At 68.7% G+C, this 17,126-nt stretch carries 16 protein-coding genes; 4 read left to right on the top strand and 12 right to left on the bottom strand.

What is annotated here, in order from left to right:
- Nucleotides 1-50: 50 nt before the first annotated feature.
- From topA to LG334_RS17720, 7 genes are all read right to left on the bottom strand, one after another.
- Entirely contained in the window at nucleotides 51-2,786 is a 2,736-nt protein-coding gene (gene topA, locus LG334_RS17750; protein WP_404379988.1) for a type I DNA topoisomerase, read from the bottom strand.
- 48 nt (nucleotides 2,787-2,834) lie between these two features.
- A complete protein-coding gene (gene dprA, locus LG334_RS17745; protein WP_404386406.1) occupies nucleotides 2,835-3,956 on the bottom strand; it encodes a DNA-processing protein DprA in 1,122 nt (373 codons plus the stop codon).
- 60 nt (nucleotides 3,957-4,016) lie between these two features.
- Nucleotides 4,017-4,655 carry a glycerol-3-phosphate 1-O-acyltransferase PlsY gene (plsY, locus tag LG334_RS17740; protein WP_404379986.1) on the bottom strand — a complete coding sequence of 213 codons (639 nt, stop codon included), beginning with the start codon at nucleotides 4,653-4,655 and terminating at the stop codon, nucleotides 4,017-4,019.
- Nucleotides 4,648-5,952, bottom strand: a complete 1,305-nt coding sequence (gene pyrC / locus LG334_RS17735) for a dihydroorotase (RefSeq protein WP_404379984.1) — start codon at nucleotides 5,950-5,952, stop codon at nucleotides 4,648-4,650. The genes plsY and pyrC overlap by 8 nt, the downstream gene beginning before the upstream one ends.
- A 1-nt stretch (nucleotide 5,953) precedes the next feature.
- The gene (locus LG334_RS17730; protein ID WP_404379982.1) at nucleotides 5,954-6,913 is read right to left on the bottom strand and encodes an aspartate carbamoyltransferase catalytic subunit; all 960 of its coding nucleotides are present in this window, start codon (nucleotides 6,911-6,913) and stop codon (nucleotides 5,954-5,956) included.
- A 76-nt stretch (nucleotides 6,914-6,989) separates the two neighbouring features.
- The gene (locus tag LG334_RS17725; protein ID WP_404379980.1) at nucleotides 6,990-7,496 is read right to left on the bottom strand and encodes an NUDIX pyrophosphatase; all 507 of its coding nucleotides are present in this window, start codon (nucleotides 7,494-7,496) and stop codon (nucleotides 6,990-6,992) included.
- Between the two features lie 84 nt (nucleotides 7,497-7,580).
- Nucleotides 7,581-8,537 (bottom strand): AEC family transporter, encoded by a 957-nt coding sequence (locus LG334_RS17720; protein ID WP_404379978.1) that lies wholly within the window; start codon nucleotides 8,535-8,537, stop codon nucleotides 7,581-7,583.
- Between the two features lie 191 nt (nucleotides 8,538-8,728).
- Here LG334_RS17720 and LG334_RS17715 point away from each other — a divergent pair, with 191 nt between their 5' ends.
- Nucleotides 8,729-10,780 (top strand): methyl-accepting chemotaxis protein, encoded by a 2,052-nt coding sequence (locus LG334_RS17715; protein WP_404379976.1) that lies wholly within the window; start codon nucleotides 8,729-8,731, stop codon nucleotides 10,778-10,780.
- A gap of 51 nt (nucleotides 10,781-10,831) precedes the next feature.
- Here the strand turns inward: LG334_RS17715 and LG334_RS17710 are convergent, their stop codons facing one another.
- Complete coding sequence (locus LG334_RS17710) at nucleotides 10,832-11,056, bottom strand: hypothetical protein (protein WP_404379974.1); 225 nt, start codon at nucleotides 11,054-11,056, stop codon at nucleotides 10,832-10,834.
- Nucleotides 11,057-11,263: 207 nt separating this feature from the next.
- Nucleotides 11,264-11,731, bottom strand: coding sequence for a Holliday junction resolvase RuvX (gene ruvX, locus LG334_RS17705; RefSeq protein WP_404379972.1), 468 nt, complete (start codon nucleotides 11,729-11,731; stop codon nucleotides 11,264-11,266).
- Between the two features lie 100 nt (nucleotides 11,732-11,831).
- On the opposite strand from ruvX, the gene gatC reads away from it, so the two are divergent.
- Genes gatC through gatB form a run of 3 tightly spaced genes read left to right on the top strand, consistent with a single transcriptional unit; the run spans nucleotide 11,832 to nucleotide 15,064 of the window.
- The gene (gene gatC, locus LG334_RS17700) at nucleotides 11,832-12,119 is read left to right on the top strand and encodes an Asp-tRNA(Asn)/Glu-tRNA(Gln) amidotransferase subunit GatC (RefSeq protein WP_404379970.1); all 288 of its coding nucleotides are present in this window, start codon (nucleotides 11,832-11,834) and stop codon (nucleotides 12,117-12,119) included.
- A gap of 3 nt (nucleotides 12,120-12,122) precedes the next feature.
- Nucleotides 12,123-13,604, top strand: a complete 1,482-nt coding sequence (gene gatA, locus LG334_RS17695; RefSeq protein ID WP_404379968.1) for an Asp-tRNA(Asn)/Glu-tRNA(Gln) amidotransferase subunit GatA — start codon at nucleotides 12,123-12,125, stop codon at nucleotides 13,602-13,604.
- Between the two features lie 5 nt (nucleotides 13,605-13,609).
- Complete coding sequence (gene gatB / locus LG334_RS17690; RefSeq protein ID WP_404379966.1) at nucleotides 13,610-15,064, top strand: Asp-tRNA(Asn)/Glu-tRNA(Gln) amidotransferase subunit GatB; 1,455 nt, start codon at nucleotides 13,610-13,612, stop codon at nucleotides 15,062-15,064.
- Nucleotides 15,065-15,555: 491 nt separating this feature from the next.
- Here gatB and LG334_RS17685 read toward each other — a convergent pair whose 3' ends face one another.
- The 3 genes from LG334_RS17685 to LG334_RS17675 form a co-directional block, all read right to left on the bottom strand.
- On the bottom strand, nucleotides 15,556-16,491 hold the full coding sequence (locus LG334_RS17685) for an AEC family transporter (RefSeq protein ID WP_404379964.1): 936 nt from the start codon (nucleotides 16,489-16,491) through the stop codon (nucleotides 15,556-15,558).
- A 162-nt stretch (nucleotides 16,492-16,653) separates the two neighbouring features.
- Nucleotides 16,654-16,854, bottom strand: a complete 201-nt coding sequence (locus tag LG334_RS17680) for a hypothetical protein (protein ID WP_404379962.1) — start codon at nucleotides 16,852-16,854, stop codon at nucleotides 16,654-16,656.
- Nucleotides 16,855-16,964: 110 nt separating this feature from the next.
- Nucleotides 16,965-17,102 (bottom strand): hypothetical protein, encoded by a 138-nt coding sequence (locus LG334_RS17675; RefSeq protein WP_404379960.1) that lies wholly within the window; start codon nucleotides 17,100-17,102, stop codon nucleotides 16,965-16,967.
- Nucleotides 17,103-17,126 lie beyond the last annotated feature (24 nt).

The following is a 17,126-nucleotide window of genomic DNA, read 5'->3' as shown; positions in this document are numbered from 1 at the left end:
ATCTGGTCATGAAGTGGGCACGGCTCCGAGAGGTCAACGCCTCGCGCGGCCTATTCGTCCGTGCCCGTCTTCTTGCGCGCCGGGGCCTTCTTGGCCGTCGACGTGGTCTTTTTCGCGGTCGATGAGGTCTTCTTGGCCGCCGTCGTCTTCTTGGCGGGCGCCTTCTTGGCCGGAGCCTTCTTCGGCGCAGCCTCCTCGCCCTCGGCCTTCTTGGCCGCCGAGGTGGTCTTCTTCGCCGGCGCCTTCTTGGCGGCGGGCTTCTTGCCGCCCTTGGCCGCCTTGGCGTTGATCATCTCAACCGCCTCGTCCAGCGTCACCGATTCCGGGTCCTTGCCCTTGGGCAGGGTGGCGCGGGTCTTGGCGTGCTGGACATAGGGACCGTAGCGGCCCTCGTGCAGGGTGATCTCCCCCTCGTCGTCGGGGTGCTTGCCCAGGGTCTTGAGCGGCTTGGCGGTCTTGCGCGTCTTGGCCTCGGCCAGCAGCACCACGGCGCGGTTCAGGCCGATCTCCAGCACGTCGTCGTCCTTGCCGATCGACTTGTAGGCATCGCCGTGCTTGAGGTAGGGGCCGAAGCGCCCGAGGCCGGCCAGGATGGGCTCGCCGGTTTCCGGGTGCGGGCCGATCTCGCGCGGCAGGGCCAGCAGCTTGAGCGCCTTTTCCAGGTCGACGTCGGCGGGGTCCATGCCGCGCGGCAGGCTGGCGCGCTTGGGCTTGGTCTTCTGCTTGCCCTCGCCCTCGGGCTCGCCCAATTGCACGTAGACGCCGTAGGGGCCCTTGCGCAGCGTCACGTCCTTGCCCGTCTCCGGGTCCTGGCCGAGCAGCTTGGGGCCTTCCGCCAGGCCCGCCTGTTCCTCCTTGGGGTCGCCGGCGCTTTCGGCCAGCTGGCGGGTGTAGCGGCATTCCGGATAGTTGGAGCAGCCGATGAAGGCGCCGAACTTGCCCAGCTTCAGTGACAGCCGCCCGTCGGAACACGAGGGGCAGACGCGCGGATCCGTGCCGTCCTCACGGCTCGGGAACAGGTGCGGGCCCAGGTCCTTGTCCAGGGCGTCCAGCACGTCGGAGACGCGCAGGCCCTGGATGTCCTCGACCGCTGCCTTGAAGTCCTGCCAGAACAGGCGCAGCACTTCCTTCCAGTCCGCCCGGCCGCCGGAAATGTCGTCGAGCTGGTTTTCCAGGTCGGCGGTGAAGTTGTACTGGACGTAGCGGTTGAAGAAGCTTTCCAGGAACGCCGTCACCACGCGCCCCCGGTCCTCGGGCACGAAGCGGCGCTGTTCCAGCTTCACGTAATCGCGGTCCTGCAGCACGGCGAGCACGCTGGCGTAGGTGGACGGCCGGCCGATGCCCAGCTCTTCCATCTTCTTGACCAGCGATGCTTCCGTGTAGCGCGGCGGCGGTTGGGTGAAGTGCTGCTCGGGCGTCACCTTGCCGCGCTCCACCGGATCGTTCTCGTTGAGTGGCGGCAGGATGCGGCTGCTTTCGTCCTCGGCGTCGTCGTCGCGGTCCTCGCGGTAGAGCTTCAGGAACCCGTCGAAGCGGATGACCGAGCCGTTGGCGCGCAGCGTCGTCTTGCCCGAGCCGTCGGTCATGTCGACCGCCACCTGGTCCATCACCGCGCTTTCCATCTGGCTGGCGACGGTGCGCTTCCAGATCAGCTCGTAGAGCCGGAACTGGTCGCGGTCCAGCGTGCGGGCCACGGTGGAGGGGTGGCGCATGATCTCGGTGGGGCGGATGGCCTCGTGCGCTTCCTGGGCGTTCTTGGCCTTGGTCTTGTACTCCCGCGCCTTGCCGGGCAGGTAGTCCTTGCCGAACTCGCGGCCGATGTAGCCGCGCGCGCTCTCGATCGCCTCGGGCGCCATCTGCACGCCGTCGGTCCGCATGTAGGTGATCAGGCCCACCGTCTCGCCGCCGATGTCCACGCCCTCGTACAGGCGCTGGGCGGTCTGCATGGTCTGCTTGGCCGAGAAATGCAGCTTCCGGCTGGCTTCCTGCTGAAGGGTGGAGGTCGTGAACGGCGGCGCCGGGTTGCGGCGGGTCTGCTTGCGTTCGACCTGGGCAACCTTGAAGGCGCCGGCCTCGATGGCGGCCTTGGCGGCAGTGGCCGAGGCTTCGTCCTTCAGCCCGAACTTGTCCAGCTTCTGGCCGTCCAGGTGCGTGAGGCGGCCCGAGAACGGCTGGCCGTCCTTGTTTTTCAGCGCGACGTCGACCGTCCAGTACTCCTGCGGCACGAAGCGCTCGATCTCGGCTTCCCGCTCGCAGACCAGCCGCAGGGCGACGGACTGCACGCGCCCGGCCGACCGCGAGCCCGGCAGCTTGCGCCACAGCACCGGCGACAGGGTGAAGCCCACCAGGTAGTCCAGTGCGCGGCGGGCCAGATAGGCCTCGATCAGTTCCTGGTCCAGGTCGCGCGGGTTGGCGATGGCGTCCATCACCGCCGATTTGGTGATGGCGTTGAAGGTCACGCGCTTGACGTCGGTGTCCTTCAGCACCCGGCGGCGGCGCAATTCCTCCAGAACGTGCCAGGAAATGGCCTCGCCCTCGCGATCGGGGTCGGTTGCGAGGAAGACGGTGTCGGCGGTCCGGGCGGCGGAGACGATCTCCTTGATGTGGCGCTCGGACTTGCCGTCGACCGTCCAGTCCATGGCGAAGTCCTCGTCGGGCCGTACCGAGCCGTCTTTGGCAGGCAGGTCGCGGATGTGCCCATAGGACGCCAGCACCTGGAAATCCGATCCCAGGTACTTGTTGATGGTCTTGGCTTTCGCCGGGCTCTCGACGATGACGAGATGCATGAGACGGGGACAGTCCTTGTGCCGAAGGGGACGCGCGAACGCCCGCGTTTATCCGAAGTACAGCAGGGACACACGGTTCCCAGGATGCCGTTCCAGGCGGCCCGCCAGCTCCAGCTCCAGCAGAATCATGGCGACCACAGGGGGTGACAATTGGCACTGCCGGATCACTTCGTCAACACTCACGGGGTTGGCACCCAGGCAGGTCAGCACCTTTTCACGCTGTGAATCGCTGGGATCGGGCGCCGGTCCGGGCGGTGCGGACGGCGGTTCTCCGCCTGCCGGTTCATAGGCCGCGAGGCTTTCCAGAACGGCCGCCACGTCGCCCGCGTGCTGCACCAGATGGGCGCCGTCCTTCAGCAGCCCGTTGGTGCCGGCGCAGCGCGGGTCCATGGGCGACCCCGGCACGGCGAACACCTCGCGCCCCTGGTCTGCGGCCAGCCGCGCGGTGATCAGGGAGCCCGAGCGCTGGTTGGCCTCCACCACCACGACTCCGCGGGCGATGCCGCTGATGATGCGGTTGCGGCGCGGGAAGTGGCGCGCCTGCGGCTCGGTGCCCAGCGGCTGTTCGGACACCACCACCCCCTGCGCGGCGACGGCGGCGTGCAGGCGGTCGTTCTCCGGCGGGTAGACCACGTCCACCCCGCCCGCCATGACGGCGCAGGTGCCGCCTTTCAACGATCCATCGTGGGCGGCGGTGTCGATGCCGCGCGCCAGGCCCGACACCACCAGAAAACCGTGCGTCTCCGCCAGGTCCACAGCCAGCCGGCGGGCGAAGTTGCAGCCGTTGAGGCTGGCGTTGCGGGCGCCGACGATGGCGACGGCGGGGCGCTCGAACAGGTGCGGGCTGCCGAGCATGAGCAGAAGCGGCGGCGCGTCCTCCACCTCCGCCAGCAGAGCGGGATAGCCGGGCTCCCCGGTTCCCAGGATGCGGGCGCCGAATCGGTCGATGGCCTCCAGCTCGCGGGTAGCGTCGGCCTTGGCGCAGATGCGCACGCCCTTGGTGCGCCCGCCGCGCCGGGCCAGGTCGGGCAGGGCGCGCAGGGCCTCGCCGGCGCTGCCGAAGCGGTCGAGCAGGCGGCGGAAGGTGACGGGGCCCACGTTCTCGCTGCGAATCAGGCGCAGCCAGTCCAGGCGTTCGGCGGGGCTCAGCGAGCGGCGATGATGCGTCATGGCGCGCAAAGGTTGCGCGGGAATGGCAGCGTCGTCAATCGCCACGCGCGAGTCGGGGCCTCACGCCTTCTTCTTCTTGTCGCCGATGCGGCTTTCGCTGCCGTTGAGCAGGCGGCGCAGGTTCTCGCGGTGGCGAATCCAGGCCAGCGCCGCCAGCAGGGCGAAGGCCGCCGCGTGGGCCGGAGTCGCCAGGAACCATGCCAGCACGGGCGCGGCCGTCAGGGAGACCAGGGCGGCCAGCGACGAATAGCGCGTTACCACCGCCGTCAGCAGCCAGACGCCGCAGGCCGCGAGCCCAACGTAAGGCGCGGTGGCGAGCAGGGTGCCCAGCGTCGTCGCCACGCCCTTGCCGCCCTTGAAGCCCAGCCAGACGGGAAAGTTGTGGCCCAGCACCGCGCAGGCGCCGGCGATGATGCCGGCTTCCACGCCCAGGTCGTGGCTCATGGTGGCGGCCAGCACGAAGCGCGCCAGCAGGGCCGCGATGGCACCCTTGCCCGAATCCAGGATCAGCGTCGCCAGCGCCGCCCCCTTGTTTCCCGTGCGCAGGACGTTGGTCGCGCCGATGTTGCCCGAGCCGATGGCGCGGATATCCCCCAGGCCCAGCATCCTGGTGATGACCAGACCGAAGGGGATGGAGCCGAGCAGGTAGCCGGCGACGCCGGCGGCGATGAGCAGGAGTTCGGGGGTCATGCTACCCATGATGCTCGAACACCGTCCGTCCGTCGATGACCGTGGCAAGCACGCGGCCCTGGACGGGGCGGCCGTCGAACGGCGTGTTCTTGGACTTGGACTTCAGGCGCTCGGCCGTCACCTTCCAGGCGCGGTCGGGGTCGAACAGGAAGAAGTCCGCCGGCGCCCCCGGTGCCAGCGTGCCGCCGGGCAGGCCCAGGCGGCGGGCCGGGGCGACGGTCAGGGCGCGCAGCACCTGAAGCAGGCTCAGGTGGCCGTTGTGGTACAGCTCCAGCGAGATGGGCAGCAGCGTCTCCAGCCCGATGGCGCCGAAGCTGGCCTGGTTGAAGGGCAGGCGCTTGGTGTCCTGGTCCTGCGGCAGATGATCGGAGGCGATGCAGTCGATCACACCGTCCTTCAGCGCCTGGATCACGGCGCGCCGGTCGTCCTCCCCGCGCAGCGGCGGGTTGAGCTTGGCGAAGGTACGGTAGTCGCTCACCGCCATCTCGTTCAGGGCGAAGTAGAAGGGGGCGGTGTCGCAGGTGACGTCCAGCCCGGCGTCCTTGGCGCGGCGGATGACGTCCAGGCTTTCGGCGCAGGTCAGGTGGGCGGCGTGGTAGCGGCCGCCGGTCATCTTCACCAGGCGCATGTCGCGCTCCAGCATGATGACCTCGGCCTCGCGCGGGATGCCCGACAGGCCGAGGCGCGTGGCATGGTCGCCGCCGTTCATGACGCCGCCGGACAGCGCGCGCTCCTCGGCGTGCTGGCAGACCAGCAGCCCGAAAGTGGCGCCATAGGCCAGCGCCCGGCGCATGACCTGGGGGTCGGCGATGGGCAGGATGCCGTCGGTGAAGGCGACGGCGCCCGCGTTGCTCAGCAGGCCCATCTCCGAGATCACCTTGCCCTCGCAGCCCTGCGTGGCGGCGCCGTAGGGGTAGACCTTCGCCAGCCCGATCAGCCGTGCGCGGCGGGCGACGAACTCCACCGTCGCCTCGCTGTCGATGGGCGGGCTGGTGTTGGGCAGGCAGACCATGCTGGTGACGCCGCCCGCCACGGCGGCCTCGCCGGCCGACCGCAGGCTTTCCTTGTGGTCCTCGCCGGGCTCGCCCAGCGACACGCGCATGTCCACCAGTCCGGGGGCGAGGCACGCGCCCTGGCAGTCGACGATCCTGGCGTCGGCCGGCACGGCGCCCCGCACCACATCCGGTCCCATGGCGGCAATGGTCTCGCGCACCGTCAGCACGCCGCCGATGGTGTCGGTGTTGGTGGCCGGGTCGAGCAGGCGGGCGTTGACGTAGGCGACGCGGCCGGTGGCCTTCTGCGGCATCTCAGGCGGCTCCGTTGGCGAAGTTGGGGGCGTTCTGGACCAGCTTGTCGATGACGGCCATGCGCACGGCGACGCCCATCTCCACCTGTTCGCGGATGACGGAGCGTTCGATGTCGTCGGCCACGTCGCTGTCGATTTCCACGCCCCGGTTCATGGGGCCGGGGTGCATGATCAGCGCGTCGGGCTTGGCCAGCGCCAGCTTCTCGCGGTCCAGGCCGAAGAAGTGGAAGAATTCGCGGATCGACGGGATGTAGCTGCCGGCCATGCGCTCGTTCTGGACGCGCAGCATCATCACGATGTCCACGTCCTTCAGGCCCTGGCGCATGTCGGTGAAGACCTCGACGCCCAGTTCCTCTATGCCGCTGGGCAGCAGGGTGCGCGGGGCGATGACGCGCACCCGCGCCCCCATGGCCGTCAGCAGATAGATGTTCGACCGCGCCACGCGCGAATGCAGCACATCGCCGCAGATGGCGACCTGCAGGTTGTCCAGGTGGCCCTTGCGGCGGCGGATGGTCAGGGCGTCCAGCAGGGCCTGGGTCGGGTGTTCGTGGCTGCCGTCGCCGGCGTTGACCACCGCGCAGTTGACCTTCTCCGACAGCAGTTGCACCGCGCCCGAGTCCCCGTGGCGCACCACCAGCACGTCCAGGTGCATGGCGTTGAGCGTCACCGCGGTGTCGATCAGCGTCTCGCCCTTGTTCACCGAACTGGAGGAGACGCCCATGTTGATGACGTCGATCCCCAGCCGCTTGCCCGCCAGTTCGAAGCTGGTGCGGGTGCGGGTCGAGCTTTCATAGAACAGGTTGACCATGGTCCGGCCGCGCAGGACATCGGTCTTCTTTTCGGCGGACCGGCACTGGTCGACATAGGTGTCGGCGCGGTCGAGCAGGTCCTTGATCTCCCAGGGGTAAAGGCCCTGGATGCCAAGGAGGTGGCGGTGCGGATATCCGTAGTCGTCGGTCATGGCGCGGATCATAGGCAGGGGCGGGACGGGCGGCAAGCGGCGGGGCGGCCTGGCGGCGCCGGTTGAGGGGCGGGCGTCAGGGCCGGAAGTCGTCGATACGATAAAAGTCGGCGGGCGACTTCTCCATGAAGAAGTGCGCGATGCTTTCCAGCGCCCGCCGCTGGCCCGGAAAAGCCACGGAGTCGATGGCGCGCGGCAGGGGCAGCCAGGAATGATCCTCGTGGGCCTCGTCCAGTTCCACCGGCTCCTGGCCCGCGACTCGGACGACGAAGATGGGCACCACCTCCATCACCTCGTCGACCGGATTGTAGAACACGTCGGTGTTGCCCGAGGTGTAGACGGTGATGGGCTTGAGGCCGGTTTCCTCGCGCACCTCGCGCACGGCGGCCTGCCACGCCTTCTCCTCGCCCTCGATGCGGCCCGAAACCAGGGTCCAGTGGCCGCGGAAGGCGCCCTTGGACCGTTTGAGCAGCAGCACCTGGCGGCCGTTGATGACGGCGGCGGCGACGGCCGTGCAGCGCATGGGCACCTGGCCGTGACCGCCTGTGGAGGGGGTGGACGTCTGGAAGTCTGTGTCGGTCATGGGACTCTTATACACCTTCGGCCGCCGCGCGGGCCGCCTGTATGGATGGATTGGCGCTCATGTAGCCGAGGCGGGTGCCGGGCTTCAAGGCACAACGCCGAAGATGCGCCCGGCGGCGGCGATCACCAGCGGCAGCGTGGCGGCGGCGGCCAGCGTCTGGAAGGTGATGATGCCCGCCATGCAGGGCGCATCCCCGCCCATGCGCCGGGCCAGCACATAGGACGAGGCCGAGCAGGGCAGGGCGGCATAGGCCACCGCCACCACCGCCGGCACACCCGTCAGCCCCAGCACCCAGGCCAGCACGCCGGCGGCGGCCGGGACGCCGGCCAGCTTGAGCGCGCTGGCCGCCAGAACGGGGCCGCCGCTGGCGCGCAACGTGTCGAGCGCCAGCCCCGCGCCGACGGCCAGCAGGCCGACGGGCAGGGCGGCGCGGCCCAGGATTTCCAGGAACGGCGAGACCACCGGCGGCAGGCCCAGGCCCGAGACGTTCAGCGTGATCCCCAGCGCGCAGGCCAGGATCAGCGGGTTCGTGACGATGCCCTTGAGTGTCGCCGCGGGGCCCGTCGCCGCGCTTCCCGCCGGCGCCGTTGCGTCGCCGACATGGCGGACCAGCGTCGCCACGGCCAGCACGTTGACCAGCGGCACCACGCCCGCCACGCAAAGCGCCGTCAGCGCCACCCCGGCATCGCCGAACAGCGCGGCGGCGGCGGCCAGTCCGACATACGTGTTGGGACGGATGCTCCCCTGCACCACGCTGGTGAAGGTGGCCGCCGGCACGCCGAGCAGCGGCCGGGACAGGCTCGCCGCCAGAAAGACAGCCAGCACCGCGCCCGTGCTTGCCAGCGCCAGCGGTCCCCAGGCCACGCCGTCGAGCGGCGCGCGGGCGGTGCTGAAGACCAGCAGGGCCGGAAAGGTGATGAAGTACGTCGTCTTCTCCGCCGGCGCCCAGAAGGCATCGGGCACGAAGCCCGACCGCTTCATCCAGAAGCCGAGCACGATCAGCAGGAAGATGGGAAGCAGGGCGAGGGCGGTGTCGAGCATGACCAATGCCTCTACCCCGCGTGGGCGGCGGCGTCCAGCGCCACGGCCCCCGCCTTTCGTCGAGGCATGCACGAATGGCATAGCCGGCGGTATCAGGCCGCTGGTATTGGTTCTGGTCAGTCCACAAACTTTGTGCTGGAATTGCCTTAATCAAAAGGCGAGGCGATTGCCTCCGAGGGAGTACTGCGTCCATGTCGTTCCTGTCCAACGCCCCCATTCGCGCACGTATCGCGGCCGTGATCGCCGCGCCCGTCATCGGACTGATGATCTTCGCCGGCCTGTCCATCGTCGAGCGCGCCGGCGACTGGCGCCGCATGGAGAGCATGGCCCAGGTGGTCATGCTGGCGCCCGACGTCTCGCAGGTGATCCACGAATTGCAGAAGGAGCGCGGCGCCTCGGCCGGCTTCATCGGGTCCAAGGGCGCGGCGTTCGTGCAGGAACTGCCGGCGCGGCGTCAGGATACCGATGCCGCGATCATGGCCCTGCGCGGCAGCCTAGCCGGCGCCGGCGCGTCTTCCGATCCGGCGATCGCGGGTATCCGGACGGCGCTGGAGAACCTGGACGCGCTGGATCGCACCCGGCGCGGCGTCTCCGACCTGTCCATGAGCGTCGGCGACATGGCTGGTTACTACACCGGCAGCATCCGCGCCTTCATCGTGGCCGTGGCGGAAATGGCCGCCAGCGACACCGGCAACGTGGACCTTGCCCACGACCTGACCGCCTATCTGGCGCTGATCCAGGCCAAGGAGCGCGCGGGGCTTGAGCGCGCCATGGGCGCCAACGGCTTCGGCGCCGGCGCCTTCCAGGCCGCCATCCACCAGAAGCTCGTGGATCTCGCGGGGCAGCAGGAGGCCTTCTTCTCCACCTACCGCGTCTTTGCGGAACCCGAGGACGCCGCAGCCCTGGACGCCGTGCTCAACGGCGAGGCCGCGGGCGCCGTCTCGGCCATGCGCACCGAAGCCAACGCCATGGTCTACGAGGGCGCCGCGCCGACCACCACCGGGCCGGAATGGTTCGCCACCATCACCAAGAAGATCGACGGCCTGAAGCAGGTGGAGGACGGCACGGCGGCCGAGATCACCGCCGAACTGACCGCCCTGCGCGATGGCGCCCGCAACGGCCTGGTCGTCACCGCCCTGGTCGCCCTTGCCCTGGTGGCGGCGGCGGTGGTGCTGGGCCTCCTCATCGCGCGCAGCATCACGCGCCCGGTGGCCGCGCTGACCGGCAACATGGGCGAACTGGCCGAGGGCAACCTGTCGGTCAACGTCGCAGGCACCGAGCGCGGCGACGAGATCGGCGAGATGTCGCGCACGCTGGAGGTCTTCCGCCAGCACATGAACGACAACGCCGCCATGCAGGCGGAGCGCGAGAAGGAAAACGCCGCGCGCCTCGCCCGCGCCGAAAAGCTGAAGGCGCTGACCGAAGGCTTTGACCGCGACGTCACCGGCCTGCTGGAGACGGTCGGCGCGGCCTGCCAGTCGCTGAACGCCACCGCCGGCGACATGAGCCGCCTGGCCGGCGACACCACGCAACGCTCCACTTCCGTCGCCAGCGCCTCGGAGGAAGCGGCGAGCAACGTCGACGCGGTGGCGGCGGCGGCCGAGGAGCTGTCGGCCGCCATCCGCGAAATCGGCAGCCAGGCCCAGACGTCCGCCGACGTGGCCCGCGAGGCCGCCGAAAAGGCGCAGATCGCCGACGAGACGGTGGCCGGGCTTGCCAAGGCCGCCGACCGCATCGGCGAGATCGTCGACCTCATCACCGACATCGCCGACCAGACCAACCTGCTGGCGCTCAACGCCACCATCGAGGCCGCCCGCGCGGGCGACGCCGGCAAGGGCTTCGCCGTGGTCGCCAACGAGGTGAAGACGCTGGCCTCCCAGACCGCGAAGGCGACGGAGGACATCCGCACCCAGATCGGCGGCGTCCAGACCGAGACCCGCAAGGCCGAGGCCGCCATCCAGGACATCGTCGGCATCATCCAGCGCGTGAACGAGGTGGCGTCGGCCATCGCCGGCGCGGTGGAGGAGCAGAACGCCGCGACGTCGGAAATCTCCGGCAACATTCACCAGGCGGCGTCGGGCACCCAGTCGGTCAACAGCGACATCCACGCCGTCAGCCGCGCCGCCGAACAGGTGGGCGAGGCAGCGGAAACCGTTCGCGGCGGGACCGACTCCCTCGGCAGCGAGGCCGACCGCCTGCGGACGCTGGTGCGCGACTTCCTGACGGGCGTGCAGGCGGCTTAGTAAAGTCCACAGACCCCGCCCTTCCAGCGGGGTCTGTGGCAATGCGTCTGATTAGATGGGGACTTCTTGTCCATTGTCGGTAATCAGGTCGCATAGCTTGGCCCAGGAAATTCTATACTGACGTGCCGAAAAGTTGGCCGGGCGATAATGCACGTTTCCCTTGCTCATCAGAATGCGACCCTTGAGGGCGCCGTCAATCTTGACGTCTAGCACAAGGTCCGTATTGACCAGTTCTGCCGGCGGGATGTGGCTGAGCGTTATGTCGTGGGTCGGCATGCGATAAACCTCTTGTGTTAACTGCTTTATGCATCTCAAGGTTTATTGCCGCCGGGAGTGTTAAGCAAACCATTTTACGAATAGGAAGTGCGAACTGGGCAGCCTCGCCGTTCCGCATGTGGATGCGTTTCATGATGCAAAGGGCGTCGCAGCGGCGGGTTTATCAGGCGAGGTTGTACGGGGCGCCTGCGCTGCACTGATACGGGGTCAACTTCTCGCCAGCACGTCCAGCACGCCTTGCAGGATGAACGCCGCCGCCGCCGCGTCGACCTTTTCGGCGCGTTTGCGGCGGCTCATGTCGAAGTCGTCGATCATCACCCGCTCCACCGCCGCCGTCGAAAGCCGCTCGTCCCAGAAGGCGAGCGGCACGTCGCGCTTTTCCAGCAGGTTGGCGGCGAACTGGCGGGTGGCCTGGCAGCGCTTGCCTTCCTCGCCGCTCATCTCCACCGGCAGGCCGAGGACGAGCGCGCCGACCTCGCGCTCGTCCATGATGCCGAACAGTTCCTCCACGTCCTTGGTGAACTTGGTCCGCTTGATGGTCTTGAGCGGCGTCGCGCCCATCAGCAGGGCGTCGGAGATCGCCAGGCCGATGGTCTTGGTGCCCAGGTCCAGGCCCAGGATGCGCTGGCCCGTCTTGAGGTCGTGCCGCAGGTCGGCGGGGTTGCGGATCGCCATGGTGGGTGCTACCTTCCGCGCAATCTTCCAAAACCGGCGGAATTCCGGGCTTTTGCGCCCTTCATCCGCTTTTTCCGTACAAGCCGGAGACACTTACCGCATGTCGCTGGACAACACCACCGTCAGGAACATCGCGTTCCTTGCCCGCATCGAGGTCCCGGAGGCAGAGCTGCCGGGTCTCGCCGATGAATTGTCGGCCATCCTGGGGTTCGTCGAACAACTGGGCGAGGTGGACACCAAGGGCGTGGAGCCCATGACCAGCGTCACCGAGATGGCGCTGCGCTGGCGCGAGGACGCCATCACCGATGGCGGCCAACAGGACAAGGTTCTCGCCAACGCGCCGGACGCGGTCGAGGGCTATTTCACGGTTCCCAAGGTGGTGGAATAAGCCATGAGCAAGCTGACCGACCTGACCATCGCCGAGGCGCGCAAAGGGCTGACCAAGGGCGAGTTCACAGCCCGCGAACTGACCCAGGCCCACATCGACGCCATGGAGGCCCACCGCGGCCTCAACGCCTTCATCACCGAAACGCCGGACCGCGCGCTGGAACAGGCTGACGCCGCCGACGCCGCCATCAAGGCGGGCGATGCGGGCGCCATGGCCGGCGTGCCCATCGGCATGAAGGACCTGTTCTGCACCGAGGGCGTGCTGACCACCGCCGCCAGCCACATCCTGGACGGCTTCAAGCCGCCCTATGAAAGCACGGTGTCCGCCAACCTGAAGAAGGCGGGCGCGGTGACGCTGGGCAAGACGAACCTGGACGAGTTCGCCATGGGCTCGTCCAACGAGACCAGCTATTACGGCCCGGTCAAGAACCCCTGGAAGAAGCAGGGCGACGACGCCGACATGGTGCCGGGCGGCTCCTCCGGCGGCTCGGCGGCGGCTGTTGCCGGCCGCCTCGCCATCGCCGCGACGGGCACCGACACCGGCGGCTCCATCCGCCAGCCGGCGGCGTTCACCGGCATTGTCGGCCTGAAGCCCACCTACGGCCGCTGCTCGCGCTACGGCATCGTGGCGTTCGCCTCGTCGCTGGACCAGGCCGGGCCCATGACCCGCACGGTGCGCGACGCCGCCATCATGCTGGGCGCCATGGCCGGCTTCGACCCCAAGGACAGCACGTCCGCCAACGTGCCGGTGCCGGACTTCGAGGCCGCGCTGACCGGCGACATTCGCGGCAAGACGGTCGGCATCCCCGCCGAGTACCGTCCCAACGGCCTGAACCCCGAGGTCCAGGCGGTGTGGGACAAGGGCGTGCAGATGCTGAAGGACGCCGGCGCCAACGTCGTCGACATCAGCCTGCCGCACACCAAGTACGCCCTGCCGACCTACTACATCGTCGCGCCGGCGGAAGCGTCTTCGAACCTCGCGCGCTACGACGGCGTGCGCTTCGGCCTGCGGGTGACCGACGGCGTGCGCTCGCTGGATGACATGTACATGAAGACCCGCGGCGAGGGCTTCGGCAAGGAAGTGCGCCGCCGCGTGCTGATCGGCACCTATGCGCTGTCGGCCGGCTACTACGACGCCTATTACCTCAAGGCCCAGAAGGTGCGCTCGCTGATCGCGCAGGACTTCAAGAAGGCCTTCGAGACCTGCGACGTCATCCTGACGCCGACCGCGCCGTCCGCCGCCTTCCCCGTGGGGGCGGAGGTCGACGATCCCATCACCATGTACCTGAACGACGTCTTCACCGTCCCCACCTCGCTGGCCGGCCTGCCGGGCCTGTCGGTGCCGGTGGACCTGGACAAGGACGGCCTGCCGCTGGGCCTGCAGCTCATCGGGCGTCCGTTCGACGAAGAGACCGTGCTCCAGGTGGGCGACGTGATGGAAAAGGCCGCCGGCTTCACCCACAAGCCGGCCAGCGTGGGGGCGTGAGAGATATGAGCTACGTCATTCAGGGCGAAACGGGCGACTGGGAAGTCGTGATCGGGCTGGAGGTCCACGCCCAGGTCATTTCCGAGTCCAAGCTGTTCTCCGGCGCCTCCACCAGGTTCGGCGCGGAGCCGAACGATCAGGTGAGCTTCGTCGACGCGGGCTTTCCGGGGATGCTGCCGGTCATCAACGAAAAGGCCGTGGAGCAGGCGGTGCGCACGGGCCTGGGCCTGAAGGCCCAGATCAACCACCGCAGCGTGTTCGCGCGCAAGAACTACTTCTACGCTGACCTGCCGCAGGGCTACCAGATCAGCCAGTACGAGCTGCCCGTCGTCGGCCACGGCACCATCATCCTGGACATGCCCGACGGCTCCACCCGCGAGGTCGGGATCGAGCGCCTGCACCTGGAGCAGGACGCCGGCAAGTCCATGCACGACCAGCACCCGGCCAAGACCTTCGTGGACCTGAACCGGTCGGGCGTCGCGCTGATGGAAATCGTTTCCAAGCCCGACATGCGCACGCCCGAGGAGGCCGGCGCCTACCTGCGCAAGCTGCGCGCCATTCTGCGGTATCTGGGTACGTGCGACGGCAACATGGAGGAAGGCTCCATGCGCTGCGACGTGAACGTCAGCGTGCGCCGCCCGGACGAGGGCTTCCGCACCCGCTGCGAGATCAAGAACGTCAACTCGGTGCGCTTCGTCATGCAGTCCATCGAGTACGAGGCCAAGCGCCACGTCGAGGTCTACGAGTCCGGCGGCAAGATCGAGCAGGAAACCCGCCTGTTCGATCCGTCGAAGGGCGAGACGCGGTCCCTGCGCACCAAGGAAAACGCGCACGACTACCGCTATTTCCCCGACCCCGACCTGCTGCCGCTGGAGTTCGACGACGCCTTCGTGGACGCCATCCGCGCCACACTGCCGGAACTGCCGGACGAGAAGAAGCAGCGTTTCATCTCCGACTACGGCCTGTCGCCCTACGACGCGACGGTGCTGGTGTTCGACAAGGAAAGTGCGGCCTACTTCGAGCAGGTGGCCGAGGGCCGCGACGGCAAGGCGGCGGCCAACTGGGTGACCACCAACCTGTTCGGCGCGCTGAACAAGCTGGGCAAGGACATCGGCGAAAGCCCGGTGTCGGCCAAGCAGCTGGGCCAGCTCATCGACCTGATTTCCGACGGCACGCTGTCGGGCCGTCTGGCGAAGGAAGTGTTCGAGATCATGATCGAGACGGGCGACGACCCGGCCAAGATTGTGGACGAGCGCGGCATGAAGCAGGTGACCGACACGGGCGCCATCGAAAAGGCCGTGGACGGCGTCATCGCCGCCAACCCGGACAAGGTGGCCGAGGTGCAGGGCGGCAAGGAAAAGCTGCTGGGCTGGTTCACCGGCCAGGTGATGAAGGCGACCCAGGGCAAGGCCAACCCGCAGGCCGTGAACGACGTCCTGAAAAAGAAGATCCTGGGCTGACGCAGGGTTTCAGCGTCACGCCCCGGTGAGGGGAAAACGGCCGCCCTGGCGACGGGGCGGCCGTTTTCGCATCCAAATTTTCAACCGAAGCGGGTGACGCGGACAGGTGCCTTGGCTAACCTCTCTGCCGGCTGGCAGGAAGCAGATGCCGCGATGCGAGCCCGCGGCTGGCCGGGGCGATGGGTGTCCCGGCCGACGGCAGATCGCCTCTGTCAGCTTTCGGAGGATGTGGGAATGCCTAAATTCCGCATCAGCCTGGATGTCCGATGGGACCCCGAAGGATGGGCTCGCAATCCGCCTTCGGGTCCACATCGGAGCCTAGGTAAGGGGGCGGGCCGGCGGAAGCCGGTCCGTCCACTCCGAAACCCGATATACGCCCGCCCGCCCCGCCTTTCAACGCGGCGCCGGAGTCGCGGGCGGAAATACCCGCAAAGGATGATGTGGTGGCGGAATCTTCGGCGGTTGGCGGGACGCAGGTGCCGCGCCGCCTTTCATACCGCAATTACGCCCGCTGCCAGCGCCAGGGGCAGGAGCACGCAGGCGGCGACGGTCTGGCCGGCGATGAGGCTTGCCATCAGGTCGTGGTCGCCGCCCAGCTGCCGCGCCAGCACATAGGCCGAGGGCGCCGTGGGCATGGCCTGCAAAAGCACGATCACCGCCGTCGTCAGCGCGTCGAGGTCAAGCGCGGCACACAGCGCCAGAGACACGCCCGGCAGCAGGGCGAACTTCACCAGCGCCGTTGCCGTGAACGGTGTGGCCGGCGGCAGGTGGGCGGTTTCAAGCCGGGCCAGCGCCGCGCCGACCGCCATCACGCCCAGCGGCAGGGCGGCGGCGCCCAGCGCGTCCGCCAGACCGTCCAGCCCCACCGGCAGGCCCAGGCCCAGCCCCTGCATGGCAAGACCCAGGGCGGCGGCGATCAGCAGCGGGTTGCGGACGAGCTGGCGGCAGACGGCCGCCAGCCTGGGGCCGCCGTCGTGCAGGCAAAGCGCGAAGGCGCTGACGCACAGCACGTTGATGGTCGCGACCATGATGCCCACCACCAGCGCGGCCACCTCCAGCCCCGCCGGTCGGTAGAGCGGCGCAACCAGGGCGAGGCCGATGTAGGTGTTGAAGCGCAGGCCGCCCTGCACGACGGATGTGAACACCGCGCCCGCCGGACGCCACACCAGTCGCAGGAGGGCCAGCGCGGCGGCGGCGATCAGCAGCGCTCCGACGACGGCAATCGCAATCCGTCCCGCCGGCAGCGTGCCGGCCTCCAGGCCCGCCAGCTTGCCGACCAGAAGGGCGGGCATGAGCAGGTAATAGGTCAGCCGCTCCGCCTGCGTCCAGAAGCCGTCCTGCACCAGGTCCCGCCGCCGGCTGACGAAGCCGATGGCAAGCAGCCCCAGCACGGGAACGAAAGCGTTGAGCAGCGTGGCGAGCGGCATCGAGACCCCGTGTTCCGGTTTCCGGCGGGACGGTCGGGCCGGAAAGCGGCGGAGCATACTGCTGCGACCGGGCGCACGCCACGGCCATTCTCGCCCTGTCCGGGCGGACACGGGAAAGGGCCGCGGCCCGGCGGGCGGCGGCCCTTTGAAAGCGGCGTCGGGTCAGCCCGCGCGGGACGGCCCCTCGATCAGGCGGCCCTCTTCAAGCTGCGACGGCGTCGGCCCGGGGTCGTCGCCCGACAGCGCCCAGATGATCAGGGCGATGAGGGCCAGCAGGCCCAGGGCCAGGCTGACCATGAGGATGACGGCGACGGGCTTGCCCTTGCGGCCCTGCCGGGCCTGTTCCGGAGTTTCCTCGACCATGGGTCCTCCCCGTTTGGTGCTTTGGTCATAGGGGAGTAACCCGTGATCCTTCGAACCGGTTGCAAATCCGTCCCGCTGCTCAAACCCCAACGCGAGCCGAGCCGCCGCGATCAGGTGCCGGAAACCGGCACCATCAAGGCCACGGCGGCAAGCGCGACCAGCGCCAGGGCAAGACTGGACGCCAGCACGTAGAACACGGCGCGGCCCTTGCGCGCCTGGCGGGCTTCATCGGGAGCAAGCTGTTGCATCGCGGCCTCCGTATTGTGGACTGT

This window comes from Caenispirillum salinarum (assembly GCF_044803115.1).
GTDB lineage: Bacteria > Pseudomonadota > Alphaproteobacteria > Rhodospirillales > Rhodospirillaceae > Caenispirillum > Caenispirillum salinarum_A.
The sequence above is the reverse complement of the archived record's forward strand: the minus strand, read 5'-3'. Positions and strand labels throughout refer to the sequence as shown.